Source organism: Streptomyces sp. SID13726, assembly GCF_010548375.1.
Classification (GTDB): Bacteria; Actinomycetota; Actinomycetes; order Streptomycetales; family Streptomycetaceae; genus Streptomyces.
This window is the reverse complement of sequence record NZ_JAAGLY010000002.1, coordinates 636,553-651,517: the sequence shown is the minus strand read 5'-3', so window position 1 is coordinate 651,517 and position 14,965 is coordinate 636,553. Positions and strand designations below refer to the sequence as shown.

The window sequence follows — 14,965 nt, the reverse complement described above, 5'->3', positions numbered from 1 at the left end:
CGGGCCCCCGCCGGTCGTGCGCGTCGGCAGGGGCCGCTCGCTCCGGGACTACGACTGGCGCGCGAGCCAGTCCGCGAACCTGGTCCCGGCGATGTGCGCGTCCGGGCCCGGCAGGAGCGTGTTCTCCTCCAACGGCGCGCCCCAGTACGTCGCCTGCGGGTCCGTGACGATCTTGCGCGGGTCGTCGAGGGCGGTCAGCCCCATGCGGATGAACTCCTCCAGCTGGAACACGTCGGGGCCACCGACCTCCACCACGCCGCCCACCGGTGCGCCGACCGCGGCACGGGCGACGGCCTCGGCCACGTCGTCGGAGACGATGGGCTGGATCCTGGCGTCGGGCAGGTGCACGGTGTCACCCTCGGTGACCCCGTCGGCGAGCCCCTTCGCGAACTCGAAGAACTGGGTGGCGTGGACGATGGAGTACGGGTTGCCGGACGCCCTGATCAGGTCCTCCTGGACCTGCTTGGCGCGGAAGTACCCGCTGCCCTGGAGCCGGTCGGTGCCGACCACGGACAGCGCCACGTGATGCGCCACCCCGGCCTCCGTCTCCGCCTTCAGCAGGTTGGCCGTCGAGGTGCGGAAGAAGTCCATGACGGCGTCGTCCGCGAACGACGGCGAGTTCGACACGTCGACCACCACCGACGCCCCTTGCAGGACCTCGGCGAGCCCTTCGCCCGTCAGCGTGTTGACGCCGGTGTTGGGCGCGGCCGCGACCGCCTCGTGCCCCTGGGCGCCGAGCCCGGCGACCACCTTCGAGCCGATGAGCCCGGTTCCACCGATCACTACGACCTTCATCACGGAGTCCTCTCGTAGGTTTCTGTCTCTGCCCGGAGAGACCGGGCAGCGGTTCCGTCTGTGACAGGGGTCCGGCCGCGGGAGGTCATTCGGCGAGCTTTCCCTCGGTGGAGACCTCTTCCATCAGCGCGGAGATCTCCTCGGGAACCTCGGGAATGCTCTCGCGGGTCACCCCGGCGTCCGGGGACCACACGAGGTTGACCCGCAGCGCCGGGTCCGTGCCCGGATGGTCGCTGCGGTTGTGGCAGCCGCGCGTCTCACGGCGCTCCAGCGCCGACTCCAGGGTGGCCCGGGCCGCCAGGGCGGCGGACTTGAGGTCGAAGGCGTGCGCGAGGTCCTGGTGGCCGGCGATGTCCGGGTGCACACCGACGTCCCGCATCCGCTTCTCGATCACCGAGAGCTCCGCGAGCCCGGTGCGCAGCCCCTCCTCGTCGCGTACGACTCCCGCGTGCTCGGTCATTGTGTCGCGCAGGGCGCGCTGGAGGGCGCGCACGTTCTCCGGCCCGTCCGCCGCGAGCAGGTCGTCGACCTCCGCGCGGGCCTCGGCGACGGCCGCGGCCGACCGGGGCTGCGCGGTCAGCGACTGCGAGTAGGCGGCAGCGGCCCGGCCGGTGAGACGGCCGTACACCAGCAGCTCGATCAGGCTGTTCCCGCCCAGGCGGTTGGCGCCGTGCAGCCCGCTCGACGCCTCACCGATGGCGTACAGGCCGCGTACGTCGGTGCTGTGGTCCTCGGGGCGCACCCACACCCCGCCCATCGAGTAGTGCGCGGTGGGCGCGATCTCGACCGGGTCGCGGGTGATGTCCAGCATCTGGAGGTCCAGCAGGGTCTGGTAGACCCGGGGCAGCCGGGTCATGATCGTCCGCCGGGGCAGATGGGACACGTCCAGCCACACGCCTCCCTTGGGGGTCCCGCGGCCCTCCTTGATCTCCGTGTACGAGGCCAGGGCCACGCGGTCGCGGGTGGACAGCTCCATCCGCTCGGGGTCGTAGCGGGCCATGAAGCGTTCCCCGAGCGCGTTGCGCAGGACCCCGCCCTCGCCCCTGGCGGCCTCGCTGACCAGGGTCCCGGCCGCGTTCTCCGGCTCGATGATCCCGGAGGGATGGAACTGCACCAGCTCGGCGTCCCGCAGCCGGGCCCCCGCCTCCACGGCGAGCCGGAAGGAGTCACCGGTGTTCTCGTCGCGCCGCGAGGACGTCCGCCGCCAGATCCGGGTGTGACCGCCGGCGGCGAGGATCACGGCGTCCGCGTGGATCACGTGACGTGTGCCGTGGGTGAGATCGAAGCCGTAGGCCCCGAAGACGGCCCCCTCGTGCACCAGGAGCCGCGTGATGTAGACGCCGTCGAGGACGGGGATGCCGAGCTGCTCCGCCCGCCGGACGAGCGTGCGCTGGATCTCCAGACCGGTGTAGTCGCCGGCGAAGGCGGTCCTGCGGAACTTGTGCGCGCCGAAGAAACGCTGCGAGATCCGGCCGTCCTCCTCCCTGGCGAACTCCATCCCGTACCGCTCCAGGTCGTCGATGCCCCGGGCGGCGCCTTGGGTGACGATCTCCACGGTGCGCGGGTCGGCCAGCAGATAGCTCTCCTTGAGCGTGTCGGCCGCGTGCTGCTGCCAGCTGTCCTCGGGGTCCATCGTGGCCAGGGCCGCGTTGATGCCGCCCGCCGCCAGCGCCGTATGGGCGTCGTCCTTGGGCCGCTTGCCGACCGCGAGGACGTCGATGCCGGCCTCGGCCAGCTCGATCGACGCCCGCAGCCCCGCCCCGCCGGTGCCGATCACCAGCACCATCGTGGACAGATGCCGTTCGGTGAGTGCCACGGTTCGCTCCGATCGCCTGAGGTGACACCTCGCCTGGGGTGCCACCCCTTACGACCGGGTGGGACCGGGATCTGTGACAGTCCGGCCGGCGGGCGTCAGCTCGCCAGGGAGGTGACGTAGGGCGCCAGCTTGGCCGGATTCATGACCCACATGAGCCGTTCGACACCCCGCTCCGACACGTCCGCGGACAGCAGCACCACGGCGTCCTCGCCGACGGACACCAGGACGGCGGGCCGGCCGTTGGCCTCGACCCAGCGCACCTGCGTCGGGGGCCAGAAACGCGGGCCGAACGCCGCCAGGTACCGGGACACATGGGTGCGCCCGACCACCGGGATCCGGGACGCGCCGCGGATTCCGCCGCCGTCGGAGTAGCTGACCACGTCGGCGGTCAGGACCTCCTCCAGCACCGACAGGTTCCCGGTCTGCGCCGCCGTGAGGAACACCTCCAGGAGCCGCCGGTGGGCGCCCGAGTCGACCGGCTCCCTGCGCTCCGCCGCCAGGTGCTTGCGGGCCCGGCTCACCAGCTGACGGGTGTTGGCCTGGCTGGTCTCCAGGATGTCCGCGATCCGGTCGTACGGGTAGTCGAAGGCCTCCCGCAGCACGTACGCGGCCCGCTCCACCGGGTTCAGCTTCTCCAGCAGGAACAGCACCGCCATGTCGAGCGCCTCGGCCCGCTCCGCGCCCAGTTGCGGATCCGCGCTGGTGTCGACCGGTTCCGGCAGCCAGGGCCCGGTGTACGACTCGCGCCGCATCCGCGCGGACTGGGCCAGGTTGATCGCAAGCCGCGCGGTGACCTTGGCGAGGAACGCGGTCGGCTCACGGATGTCGGAGCGGTCCGTGTTCTGCCACCGCACCCACGCCTCCTGCACGATGTCCTCGGCCTCCACCGCGCTGCCGAGCACGCGGTAGGCGATGCCGAAGAGCTGGGGACGCGCCGCGATGAACTCCTTGGTCGCCCGGTCCAGGGCGCCCGGCTCGTCCTCGGCACGCATCGGCGTCCTCCACCTGTCGGTCTCTGTGCGGTTGTCGCGGCTGCCGCGTGGGTCAGTCTCACAGACCCGGCACCGCTCCGGTCGTCACCGGCACACAACCGGACAGTCGAGACGTGAATCCACGGGGGATCTCCTTGCCGTGCGGTCGATACACGGCAAAGACCGGACGGCAAGGAGATCTGTGACAGAGGGGCGGATCCCCGGTCCCGACCCGTCGGCTCTGTCACAGGGGCATCGGACCCTCCTCGATCGTGAGCGTGGTGTCGTGCTCCACGAGACGTCGTACGACGGCCCGCTCGTCGGGGGTGTTGTTCGGCTGGTGCAGGGTGAGGGCCAGGGAGCCGTCACCGAGCCGGAAGACCATCCCGTGCCCGCCGTCCGCCGGCCACAGGGCGTGCTCCTCCTGCGTCCACGGCCCGGTGATCAGCCCGGACGCGGAGTGGGCGAGCCCCATCGCATAGCCCTGCTCACCATGGCTGGACCAGAGCATGACGAGATGGCCGCTGCCGAGCCGGAAGAGGAACGGCCCGTCCGTCACGTAGGCGGGGAACTTCACGGACACCCCGGGCAGGGGCTCGGCCCAGGGAGCGTCCGAGGCGTTGAAGAGGAAGACGGGGGTTCCGGTGGTGTGCCGCAGATCCTCGTCGAGGCGCTGCGCGAAGACCGCCCCGTCGTGGATCTGGGTCCACTCGTGGCAGTAGACGATCCAGGGCGCGCCCGCCTCGTCGACGTGCAGGGTTCCGTCGAGGCACTGCCACTTGCGCGGGGTGACGGCCCCCTCGCTCCAGGGGCTGAACGGTCCCTGGGGTGTGTCGCCGACGAGGATCTGCGTGCCGCGGTAGCCGTCCGGAGCGGTGAAGGTGGCGAACATGTACCAGCGGTCCCGGTACGCGTGGACCTCCGGCGCCCAGAAGGAGCCCTCGCTCCAGAACCCGGCGGGCGGCCGGAACGCGGCGAACGGGCCCTCCCAGTGCAGGAGATCGGTGCTGCGGTAGGTGTCGAACCCGATCCCGGGACCGTCCCAGATGTTGGGGTCCGTGCTGCCGTAGAGGAAGTAGGCCGAGCTGGACGGGTCGTGCAGGACGAACGGGTCGCGGATCTGGATCCCGTCGAGGGTCAGGCCCTGCCGCACGGGTTCCGGGACGGCCGCGGCCGGTTCCTCGCCCGTCACGAGCCGCCCGCCGTTCACCGAGCGGACCAGGCCGTCCACCAGCGGCTGCGAGATCTTGCCCTCGCTGAGTTCGACGAGCCGGTTCAGGGAGAACACCCGGGCGGGCCCGAGGTGGGAGACGTCCTGGCCCAGCCGGGTGAGGAGCTCCCGGATCAGGGGGCCGCCGGTGGGGTCCTCCAGCCAGTCGCCCAGGGTGTTCCGGCCGGTCAGTGTGGTGCTCACGCGTGGTTCCTTGTCATGAGGATGCGGCCGGATCACGGCCATGGGATGAAGCCCTCGTGCCGTACCGACCAGCCCTTTGCCGGGAAGCCGGGGTGGTCGCCGTCCGCCCCGTCCCAGCCGGCGGCCATGAGGGAGACGGCCGCGAGGAGGGCGCCGTTGGAGGGGAGATAGACCGGCAGGAGACTGCCGATCTGGGGGGTGTGCCCGGTGGGCAGCCAGTGGTTCTTCGGGGTGTCCATGAGCAGGGCGTCCACTGCGAGGTCGGGGCGGCCCACGCGGGTCGCGGTCATCGCCATGACGGGGAAGTCCCAGCCCCAGGCGCTGTTCCACTCCCAGTCGGCCCGGACGTCCTCCAGCGTCGCGGCCATGACCTCGGCGTCCACGAGCGGGGTGTCCGGGACGACGCCGAGCGCGCACAGCAGCGCGGGGTGGTCGTCACGTTTCAGGTACGGCTCGGTGGTGATGGCGGTGTAGAGACCGTCACGCCGATGGGGGAACGCCAGTCCGTCCTGGACGCGCTGCCACTCCTTGTCCCGCTCCCGGCCGGAACGCTCACGCCAGCGCTGGGCGATCTCCAACCCCCACCACCAGTAGGCGAGTTCGAAGGTCGGGTCCTCGGTGGTCGTGGCGTCGTAGAACTCCTGCGCGGGAAGCAGCGGCGCCGGCAGACGGAAGGTGCCGTCCCGCTCCTCGACGAAGGAGGCCATGAACGCGGCGGTCTCCTCGACGAGTTCGGCGAAACGCGTCACCAGGTCGCTGTCGGGGCGGCCGCGGTACAGCAGTTCCAGGAGATAGAGGGGGTGCGGCTGCTGCCAGATCAGGAACACCCCGATGTCCGAAGGGCTTTCGCGGCCGTCGGGGCCGGTCTGCTTGGGCCAGCGGGCACCGTCGTAGCGCTGGCGGCGGGCGGTGGCGCGAGCCTCGGGGAGGATGGACAGATACCAGTCCAGGCTGCGTTCCAGGAGTTCGGGGCGCCCCCACGTGGCGAAGTGCGCCGCGTGCCACCAGTGCATCTCCAAGTGGTGCTTGCCGTGCCAGGAGTTGGTGATCAGGCCGGTCTCCTGGGGCGGCAGGGTGCCCGAGCAGTTGACCGCCGTGAGGTACTGCGAGAGCACGACCCGCCGCTCCAGCTCGGCGGCCCGCGGATCGGTGCTGCCGGTGAGGTCGATCGCGGCTCCGGAGGTCCAGAAGTCCTCCCACCAGGTGGCCGAGGCCGCGGCGAGGGCGGCGAAGTCCCCTTCGGTGGAAGGCACTTCGCCGTCGGGGGAGAAGGCGGCGACGAGTTCGAGCGTGTCCGAGTCCGTCGTCAGCAGGTACTCGTGCGGGTTCTCCGTCGGTCGTACGGCACCTGCCGGCCAGGTGAGCCGGACGCTGTACGTGGTGTCGTCGAGGGTCCGGCGGAAGACGCACCCGGTGTCGGTGACCTGGTCGAGGTCGGTGCGGTGGCGCTCGGGCGAAGTCCAGTCGCCGGTCTGGAAGAAGCCGTCACTCGCGTAGGGGAAACGGATGACCACGCCGGCCAGACCGTCGGCGAGCAGCTCGGACTCGATCCGGAACGCTACGCGGGCCCGGTGCGGGTCGGCGACGGTGGTGACCGCCGTCTCGTGACCGGCGTAGGTGAAGCGGCTGCTGACCGTCCCGGTCCACAGGTCCAGGCACTGCTCGGTGTCCCGCAGGGCCTCGGGGCCGGTCTCGGGCTCCGCGTCGGGCGTGGGGCGCAGCAGGAGCCCGATGCGGCCGAGGTCGAGCCGCTGCGGGTTGGCGCTGAGCCAGGCCCCGGGGAGCATCTCCTCGGGCAGGTCGCCGCCCATCATGGCCGCGATTCCGAACCGGTCGGGGTAACTCACCGTGCCCCGGGCGGTGTGGTGCTCGGACATGGCGTCCGGGAGCGTGTACCCCTCGGGGTTGGGCATGGCGTGCCAGCCCCAGGTGCTCATGGTTGCGGTGTTCACGGCGAGCCGGCGTTCCGCCATCGCGGCACTCTGGTCGTGGTGCGCCGGGAACGACTGCATGCCGGTGATGTCGCACGAGTAGGCGAAGTCGCCGTTCCCGACGGTGAGGACGTGTGCGGGGTCCGGCTCGGTCAGGCGGACGGTGTGCCGGCGGACCAGCGATTTCCTGTCGATCACGAGATTGCTTTCCTTGCTCGGCGGTGATGACGGCTCTCGGCGGTGACGTCGGTTTCACCCGACGGTGACGACGGTTTCACCCGACGGTGACGACGGCTTCACTCGACGGTGATGACGGCTTCGACCGGCTCGCAGTCCGGCGCGGTCGCCAGGACGCGGATCTTCCCGGGACCGGTGGGTCGTACGACGGCCAGGGCACGGCCCTCGTAGGTGCGCCGGACGCTCGTGTCGAAGCGCTCCTCCGATGCGGGGGCGGCACTGCCGAAACCGATCAGCTCCCCGGCGCCGGAGACCTCGACGGTGACCGGGCGGTCGGCCGAGGTGTGGCAGGTGCCGACCGCGTCGGTGAGCGTGAGGGTCACGTAGGCGAGGTCGCCGCCGGTGGCCTGGACGACCGGCCGGTCCGGCTCGGCGGACAGGCGTACCGGGCCGTTGGCCCACTGGAGGCTGGTGCGGCCGGTCTCGACACCGTCCCGGTAGGCGACGGCGATCAGTTCACCGGGGACGTACACCACCTCGAACTCGGTGCGGAAGCGGTGCTCCGCGCCTACGGGTCGCCGCCCGAACGAGTTGCCGTTGCCGAGGAGTTCGACCTCCTCGGCGTCGGAGTACACCTCGACGGTGACCGGCTTGCCCTCGAAGCCCGGCCAGGTCCAGCTGGCGATGGAGTCGCTCCAGGCCCAGGGGCCGCCGACGGGGGTCAGGCCGTGATTCTCCGGGCGCCGGACCGCGATGTAGGGCTCGGTGCGCAGGCCGAAGACGATCTCCCGGTAGTAGGAGGCGGGGCGCCGGTGGCCGGTGATGTCGAGGTCGCCGCAGCCCGCGAGGAGGTGGGGGAAGGGGGCGGTGTGTTCGGGGCGGGGGCTCTCCGGTGTCGCGAACTGCGGTCGCCCGATGCCGACTTCGCCGAGGTAGTCCCAGCCGGTCCAGGTGAAGTCGCCGATGACGTGCCCGTGTTCCCGCACCAGCTTCCAGTTGCCGTCGATGCGGGTCGGGAAGGTCTCGGTGCCGAGGATGATGCGGTTCGGGAAGAGCTCGCGGTCGAGGGCGTAGCGGGCCTCGGCGTAGTTCATGCCCGCGACGTCCAGGACGGCGAAGGACTCAGCGGTGCGCTGGGTGACCAGGTCGGAGGCGCTGACATAGTTGATCATGTCGCCGGCGTCGGTCATCTGGGAGTTGATGCCCCCGCCGTCCTCGGCCCCCTCCGAGCGTTGTCCCCGCAGGGCGGCCAGCTCGGACATCACGGCGAGGAAGCCGTTGACGGCGTTGGTGATATAGCGGGTGGAGTCGAGGGAGCGGACCTTCTCGGCGAGCTTGCGCCCCCACGCGGCACCGGAGGGGGAGCCGACCTCGGGGATCTCGTTGCCGATCGAGTACATGATGACGCTGGGGTGGTTGTAGTCCTTGGCGACCATCGCCTCGACGTCGCGCTCCCACCACTCGGGGAAGTGCAGGCTGTAGTCGAAGCCGTTCTTCGCGGACGTCCACACGTCGAAGGTCTCGTCGACCACCAGCATGCCGAGCCGGTCGCAGGCGTCGAGCATCGCCCGGCTCATCGGGTGGTGGGACATCCGGATCGCGTTGAACCCGGCGTCCTTGAGCAGCTCCACCCGCCGTTCCTCGGCACGGGCGTAAGTGGCCGCGCCGAGCGGGCCGTTGTCGTGGTGGACACAGGCACCGCGCAGCTTGACCGTACGGCCGTTGAGGCGCAGCCCCTGCTCGGGGTCGAGCCGGAGCGACCGGATGCCGAACCGTACGCTGTCGCCGTCCACCTGGTCGCCCTCGGCGCTCAACTCGACCTGACAGCCGTACAGATGGGGGTTGTCCACGTCCCACAGGCTCGGTTCGCGCACATACAGCCGGGAGCGGACCACCGTGTCCTCGCCGGGCAGCACGGTGACCTTGGTGACGTCACCCGTCACGGAGTTCCCGGCCGAGTCGCACACGTCGACCGCGAGATCGAGGGTGCGGATCGCGATCGAGTCGTTGCGCAGACGGGTCGCGACCTCGACCACCGCCCGGTCGGCCTCCACGTCCAGCGTGGTGACGCGGATGCCGTCCGGGACGATGCGCACCAGGTCGCCGGTGAGCATCCAGACGGGGCGGTAGATGCCGGCGCCGGTGTACCAGCGGGAGTCCTGGTGGGCGCGCGCCTCGACACGGATCTCGTTGTCCTCGCCGTAGCGCAGGTACGGGTCGGCGTCGACGGTGAACTGGGAGTAACCGTAGGGTCGTTGGCCGACGTAGGCGCCGTTGATGTGGACGGTGGCGTCGCGGTACACGCCCTCGAACTCGAACTGGACGCGCCTGCCCCGCAGTTCGTCCGTCACGGAGAACGTCTTGCGGTACTCGAAGACACCGCCGGGGAAGTAGGCGCCCGCACCTCCCTCCATGGTCACCTCGCCGTCCGGCGCGACCCGGTCCTGGCCGATCATCGCGTCGTGCGGGAGAGTGACGGCCTGGAACGGGGCCACGGGGCCGGACAGTTCGGCGAAGGGGTTCACCTTCCGCCGGGTCTGCCAGGCGTCGTTGAAGGAGGTGCGGATCATTGCCTGCCTTGTCTGTTCGGGAGGAGCCGGAAGGGGAGGGGATCAGGCCGCCTGGCCCGCCTCGACGGTGTCGATTCGACGTGCCTTGGGGATGAGTGCCACCAATACGGTGCCGAGGGCGCAGAATCCGGCGACGAGCAGGAAGCCGTTCGCGAAGCCGCCGTCGAGGTAGAACTGCGTGCCCTTCATGACCACGCCGTCCTGCGCCATGACCGTGAACACCAACTGGCTGACGATCACCTGGATAACGCTCTGGATCAGCCACTGGGAGCCGTTGGCGAGTGCCTGCTCCTCAGGCGCCACCGACTCGATGACCATGATCGGCAGCACGGAGACGACGAGGCCCATGCCCGGGCCGGAGATCAGGCCCAGCAGGATGAAGTGCCATATCTCCGTGTGGAGTTGGGAGCCGACGATGTATCCGGCGGTGGTGAGTGCGCCGCCGACGGCGAGCAGGATCCGGGTGTCGACGCGACGGGCGAGCCAGCCGGTGGCGACCGCCGTGGCGATCACCAGCACGCTGATCGGCGACTGGACCGTGGCGCTCTTGGTGACGGACCAGCCGAGTCCGTCCGAGATCGTCGGGATGTGCGGCATGAGGGTGAGGATCATGGTGACGGTGCCGACGGCGAAGGTCGCACCGGCGCCGACCGAGGCGGCCAGGAAGACGGTCCACACCCGGCGCCGCTTGACCAGCGACAGCGGGACCAGGGGGTCGGCGGCACGGGACTCGTAGGGCAGGAACAGCAGTACCGCGAGGGCGCCGAGGCCGATCCAGGTCAGGGTCTTCCCGCTGGTCCAGCCCCACGCCGCGCCCTCGCCGATGCCGTAGACGATCGCGCTGAGGCCACCGCCGAGCAGCAGTCCTCCGATCCAGTCCATACGGCGCGAGGCCTCGCGGACCGGGCTCTCCGGCACGCACAGCAGCTGGAGCAGCAGGCACACGGCCGTGGAGACGACGATGAACCACAGGGCGCCGTGGAAGCCGTGGTGGTCGATCAGCCAGGCCGACAGGAACGGGCCGCCGAGGCCCACCAGGCCGATGCTGGCGGCCAGGACACCGCTCGCCGTGCCGACCAGGCGGCGCGGGAAGATGTCGCGGGCGAGGGCGTAGGCGATGAAGACCGTGGCCCCGTAGGCACCGGCGATGACGCGGCCGGCGATCAGCGTCGAGTAGTCGGTGGCGAAGGCGGCGATGGCGTCACCGAGCAGACCGACGGTGGTGGCGACGATCATGACGCGCTTCTTGCCGTACATCGCGGCGGCCTTCATGGCGAACGGCGTCAGGAACGTGCCGAGCAGCGCGGACCCCAGCGTGAACCACGCGATCTGCGTGGTCTGGAAGTGGACGGCCACCTCGGCCTGCGAGTTCCCGGCGAGCAGACCCGCGATGGGGTTCAGGGCGACGGTCCACAGCAGGGCGACGAGGGCGAGCAGGTGCCGCGAGCTGAAACCGGGCTTCTCGGCCGGCGGGTTCGAGTCGGCCGGTGGGTTCGAGACCGGCTCTGTTTCGGTGGATGGCATGGGGAGCCTTTCGGGCGGGCGGTGGGTACAGCGGGGTTTTGAAACGATTCAGTCGCCTCGGTGGGGGTGCGGACGGCTGGATGAAGGCTGGGTGCTTGATCGCGATGGGTTAGTGATGCGCTTCAGTGATGCGCATCAGCAGAGAACCGCAGCCCGCCGTCGACGGCAAGAGCCGGTGCGGTAACAAATTGGCAATGTGCCGGACCGCCGACGCGGGCGGGGAGGGATTCCTCAGGAGGAGGCGCGCTCGACCAGACGCAGGCTGGTGCGGGGCGCGGGCAGCGCGACGTCCCGCCCGGCGAGGCCCGCGGCCACGGCCTGGGCGCGGTGCTTGCCGGCCTCCTCCAGGTCGAAGTAGACCGTGGAGAGCGGGGGAGCGGCGAAGCGGGCCATGGGGATGTCGTCGGCGCCGATGACCGCGAGGTCGTCCGGAGCGGTCAGGCCGAGATGGCGCATCGCCGCGAGCAGGGCGATGGCGTGCTCGTCGTTGAACGCGCACACGCCGGTGACCTCCTCGGCCGTCCAGCGCTGCACCACGCCGGCCAGGTCGAGGATGTCGAGGTCGGCGGCACCGAGCGCGAGCGGTTCGGCGAGCCCGGCGTGCGCGCAGGCTCCCACGACTCCCTGGAGGCGCTCCTGGCCCATGCGGTGGAACCTCGCGGGCGAGGGCAGCAGATAGCCGATCCTGCGGTGCCCGCGGCCGATCAGGTGCTCGGCCTGCATACGACCCACCGGCGGCATGGCGGACAGATGCGCGTCGGTCGGCGGCAGGACCACGCTCACGCCGAGGCGGTGCAGCGCCTGCACGGTCGGCTCGTCGAAGCCCTCGAAACCGAGCACCGCCGAGGCGCCCACGGTCGCGCACACGTCCGGCACCGACCTGCCCCGGGCGGCCATGAGGTGGGTGACCAGCGTCAGGCCGTGCTCGGCCAGCGACACGGTCAGCTCCTCCACGAACCGGCTGATGCTCGGGCCGATGGGCAGGTCCGGGATCGACAGCAGCACGATGTCGCTGCGCCCGGCCGCGAGAGCCCGCGCGGAGGCGTGCGGCCGGTACTGGAGACGCTCGGCGGCGTCCAGCACCCGCCGCCGGGTGTCCTCGGGGATGGACTGCCCCGGCCTGTTGTTGAGCACATAGCTGACCGTCGTGGGGGAGACCCCGGCCGCCTTGGCGACATCGGCGCTGGTGATCCGCTTCGCGGGACGCGTCATGACCCTCTGCTGCTCGTCCGGACCGTCGGCGCGGCGGGGGTGCGTGGCTCCCCTTCGTACGCCCTGCCACCCGCCGAGGGGTGGGCGGGCGTGTCGATGATACGCGCCCCGCCGGTCCGGCGCTGATGCGCATCACCGCAAGGCCCGCTGGGTACGTGCGTTCGGTCCCGAGGCCGTGGGCAGCGCTCTCCCCGCCCACGGGCGCGGCCCGGCGCTCCTCGCGGGCGGGCCGGGGGCGGGCCCGCCCGTCACTCGGCGGCACGGGTGCGGGCCATCAGGCGTTCCAGCGTCTCGTCCAGTACGTTGCCCTCGGCCAGGCCCACCACCCGCTTCATCGGCACGTCCCGCACCGCCTGGAGCAGCTCGGGCCGGTCGCCGATCCGGCTGCCCTGGTCCTCGGGCAGCGCGGCGGCCAGCTCGCGCAGGACGGTCGAGCCCACGACGGGATGCTCGACCCACTCGCCGAACGTGGACTCCAGGGTGAGTTCCTGGGCGACGGCGTCCCCGGCGAGGGAGACACGGACCTCGTCGATCACCGTGGCGGCGTTCTCACCGAGCTGCACGAGATAGTCGCCGGGCGCGACCGCCCAGCGGGCGTCCTGGACGTCGTAGTGGGCGAAGGCTCGGCGGCCCAGGTCGAAGCCGACCGTCCGGGACTCGCCGGGCTCCAGCCGGACCTTGGTGAAGGCGCGCAGCTCACGCGCCGGCCGGCGCACGGGCCCCGCCTCGGTGGCGACGTAGATCTGGACGACGTGCTTGCCCGCACGGTCGCCGGTGTTGGTGACGGTGACCGAGACGTGCGCCGAGTCGTCCCCGGTGGCCCGCACCGACAGATCGCGCGCGGTGAACGTCGTGTAGGACAGGCCGTGTCCGAACGGATGGCGCACCGGCGTACCGGTCGTCCCGTACCAGCGGTAGCCCACCATCACGCCCTCGCCGTAACGGACATGGCCCTGCTCGCCGGGGAAGTTCACGAAGCTGGGGTTGTCCTCCAGGCGCAGCGGAATCGTCTCCGCCAGGCGCCCGGACGGGTTGGCCTCGCCGAACAGCAGGTCGGCGATCGCGCCCCCACCGCCCTGGCCGAGCAGGAAACCCTCCAGGACGGCGTCGACCTCGTCGTGCCAGCCCTCCAGCGAGACGACCCCGCCGTTGGACAGCACCACGACCGTCCGCGCGGCCACCGCGGCGACGGCACGGATCAACTCGACCTGTACGGCCGGGAGACGCAGGGTGTCCCGGTCGAACCCCTCGGACTCCTCGCTCTCCGCGAGCCCGGCGAAGACGACGGCCACGTCGGAGGAGCGGGCCAGCGCCACCGCGTCCGCCCGCAGCGACTCGGCGTCACCGGAGCCGTCCAGGGCGAAACCGGGTGCGAACTCCACCGAGTCGCCGCGTCCGGCGGCCGACTCCCGCATCGCGTCCAGGGCGTTGTCGAGCCGGGTCGGATTGAGGTGCGAGCTGCCGCCCGCCTGATAGCGGGGTGAGACCGCGAACTCCCCGACGACCGCGATCCGTTGACCGGGCGCCAGGGGCAGGACGCCGTCGTCGTTCTGCAGCAGAACGGCACACTCGGTCGCCAGCTCCCTGGCAAGGCGGTGATGGGCGTCGGCGTCGAACCCGGTGGACTGCTCGACCACGTATTCAGTCAGGCCGAGGACCCGCCGTACGGCCGTGTCGACGACGGACTCGTCCAACTCCCCGTCGCGCACCGCCTCGACGATCCGCCGGGTGTTCTCGGGGGCGGGGCCCGGCATCTCCAGATCCAGCCCCGCGCGCACGGACGCCACCGGATCGTGGACCGCGCCCCAGTCGGACACCACCGCTCCGGTGAACCCCCATTCGCCGCGCAGCACTTCGGTGAGCAGCCGGTGATGCTGAGCCGCGTGCACACCGTTGACCTTGTTGTAGGCGGCCATCACCGTGGCCGGTGCCGCCTCGGTCACGACATGCTCGAAGGCCGGGAGGTAGATCTCCCGCAGGGTGCGCTCGTCGACGTCGGCGCTGACCCGCATCCGGTCGGTCTCCTGGTTGTTGACCGCGAAGTGCTTCAGCGACGCGCCCACGCCCTGCTCCTGCTGCCCGCGCACATGGGCCGCGCCGAGGTGCCCGGACAGCAGCGGGTCCTCGGAGTAGTACTCGAAGTTCCGTCCGCACAGCGGGGACCGCTTGATGTTCACGCCGGGACCCAGGACGACATGGACGCCGAGAGCACGGGCCTCACGACCGACCGCCGCCCCGATCCGGGCGGCCACCTCCGGGTCCCAGCTGCTGCCCACGGCCACCGCCGGCGGGAAGCAGGTGGACGGCAGGCTCTCGTAGATCCCCATGTGGTCGAACTCGCCGACCTGCCGCCGGACGCCGTGCGGCCCGTCGGTCAGTACGACGGAGGGGAGCCCGGGTTCCTCCAGCGGACGGGTGGACCAGAAGTCCTGGCTGGACAGGAGGGCGGCCTTCTGCTCCAGGGACAGCTGCGCGAGGTCGGTCCGCGGGTTCGGGGAAATCTGTGGCATCCGGAAGTCCTTCGAGGTCGAGGCGGTGGAATCGGGCCTGGGAGA

At 71.1% G+C, this 14,965-nt stretch carries 9 protein-coding genes; all 9 read right to left on the bottom strand.

Annotated elements, in window-relative coordinates:
- Positions 1-48 precede the first annotated feature (48 nt).
- The 9 genes from G3I78_RS06845 to G3I78_RS06805 all read right to left on the bottom strand — a co-directional run bounded on the left by G3I78_RS06845 (position 49) and on the right by G3I78_RS06805 (position 14,920).
- Positions 49-795 (bottom strand): SDR family oxidoreductase, encoded by a 747-nt coding sequence (locus G3I78_RS06845; protein ID WP_164421876.1) that lies wholly within the window; start codon positions 793-795, stop codon positions 49-51.
- Between the two features lie 85 nt (positions 796-880).
- A complete protein-coding gene (locus G3I78_RS06840) occupies positions 881-2,581 on the bottom strand; it encodes an FAD-dependent oxidoreductase (protein ID WP_164422129.1) in 1,701 nt (566 codons plus the stop codon).
- Between the two features lie 125 nt (positions 2,582-2,706).
- Positions 2,707-3,603 (bottom strand): RNA polymerase sigma-70 factor, encoded by an 897-nt coding sequence (locus G3I78_RS06835; RefSeq protein WP_164421875.1) that lies wholly within the window; start codon positions 3,601-3,603, stop codon positions 2,707-2,709.
- Positions 3,604-3,826: 223 nt separating this feature from the next.
- Entirely contained in the window at positions 3,827-4,996 is a 1,170-nt protein-coding gene (locus tag G3I78_RS06830) for a glycoside hydrolase family 43 protein (RefSeq protein WP_203614450.1), read from the bottom strand.
- 32 nt (positions 4,997-5,028) lie between these two features.
- Positions 5,029-7,125: a hypothetical protein gene (locus G3I78_RS06825; RefSeq protein WP_164421873.1), complete on the bottom strand. Its 2,097-nt coding sequence runs from the start codon at positions 7,123-7,125 to the stop codon at positions 5,029-5,031.
- A 98-nt stretch (positions 7,126-7,223) separates the two neighbouring features.
- Positions 7,224-9,674 (bottom strand): glycoside hydrolase family 2 TIM barrel-domain containing protein, encoded by a 2,451-nt coding sequence (locus G3I78_RS06820; protein ID WP_164421872.1) that lies wholly within the window; start codon positions 9,672-9,674, stop codon positions 7,224-7,226.
- Positions 9,675-9,716: 42 nt separating this feature from the next.
- Complete coding sequence (locus G3I78_RS06815; protein ID WP_164421871.1) at positions 9,717-11,198, bottom strand: MFS transporter; 1,482 nt, start codon at positions 11,196-11,198, stop codon at positions 9,717-9,719.
- 231 nt (positions 11,199-11,429) lie between these two features.
- Positions 11,430-12,410, bottom strand: a complete 981-nt coding sequence (locus tag G3I78_RS06810; RefSeq protein WP_164421870.1) for a LacI family DNA-binding transcriptional regulator — start codon at positions 12,408-12,410, stop codon at positions 11,430-11,432.
- Positions 12,411-12,658: 248 nt separating this feature from the next.
- Positions 12,659-14,920: a glycoside hydrolase family 3 C-terminal domain-containing protein gene (locus G3I78_RS06805; protein ID WP_164421869.1), complete on the bottom strand. Its 2,262-nt coding sequence runs from the start codon at positions 14,918-14,920 to the stop codon at positions 12,659-12,661.
- Positions 14,921-14,965: the final 45 nt, after the last annotated feature.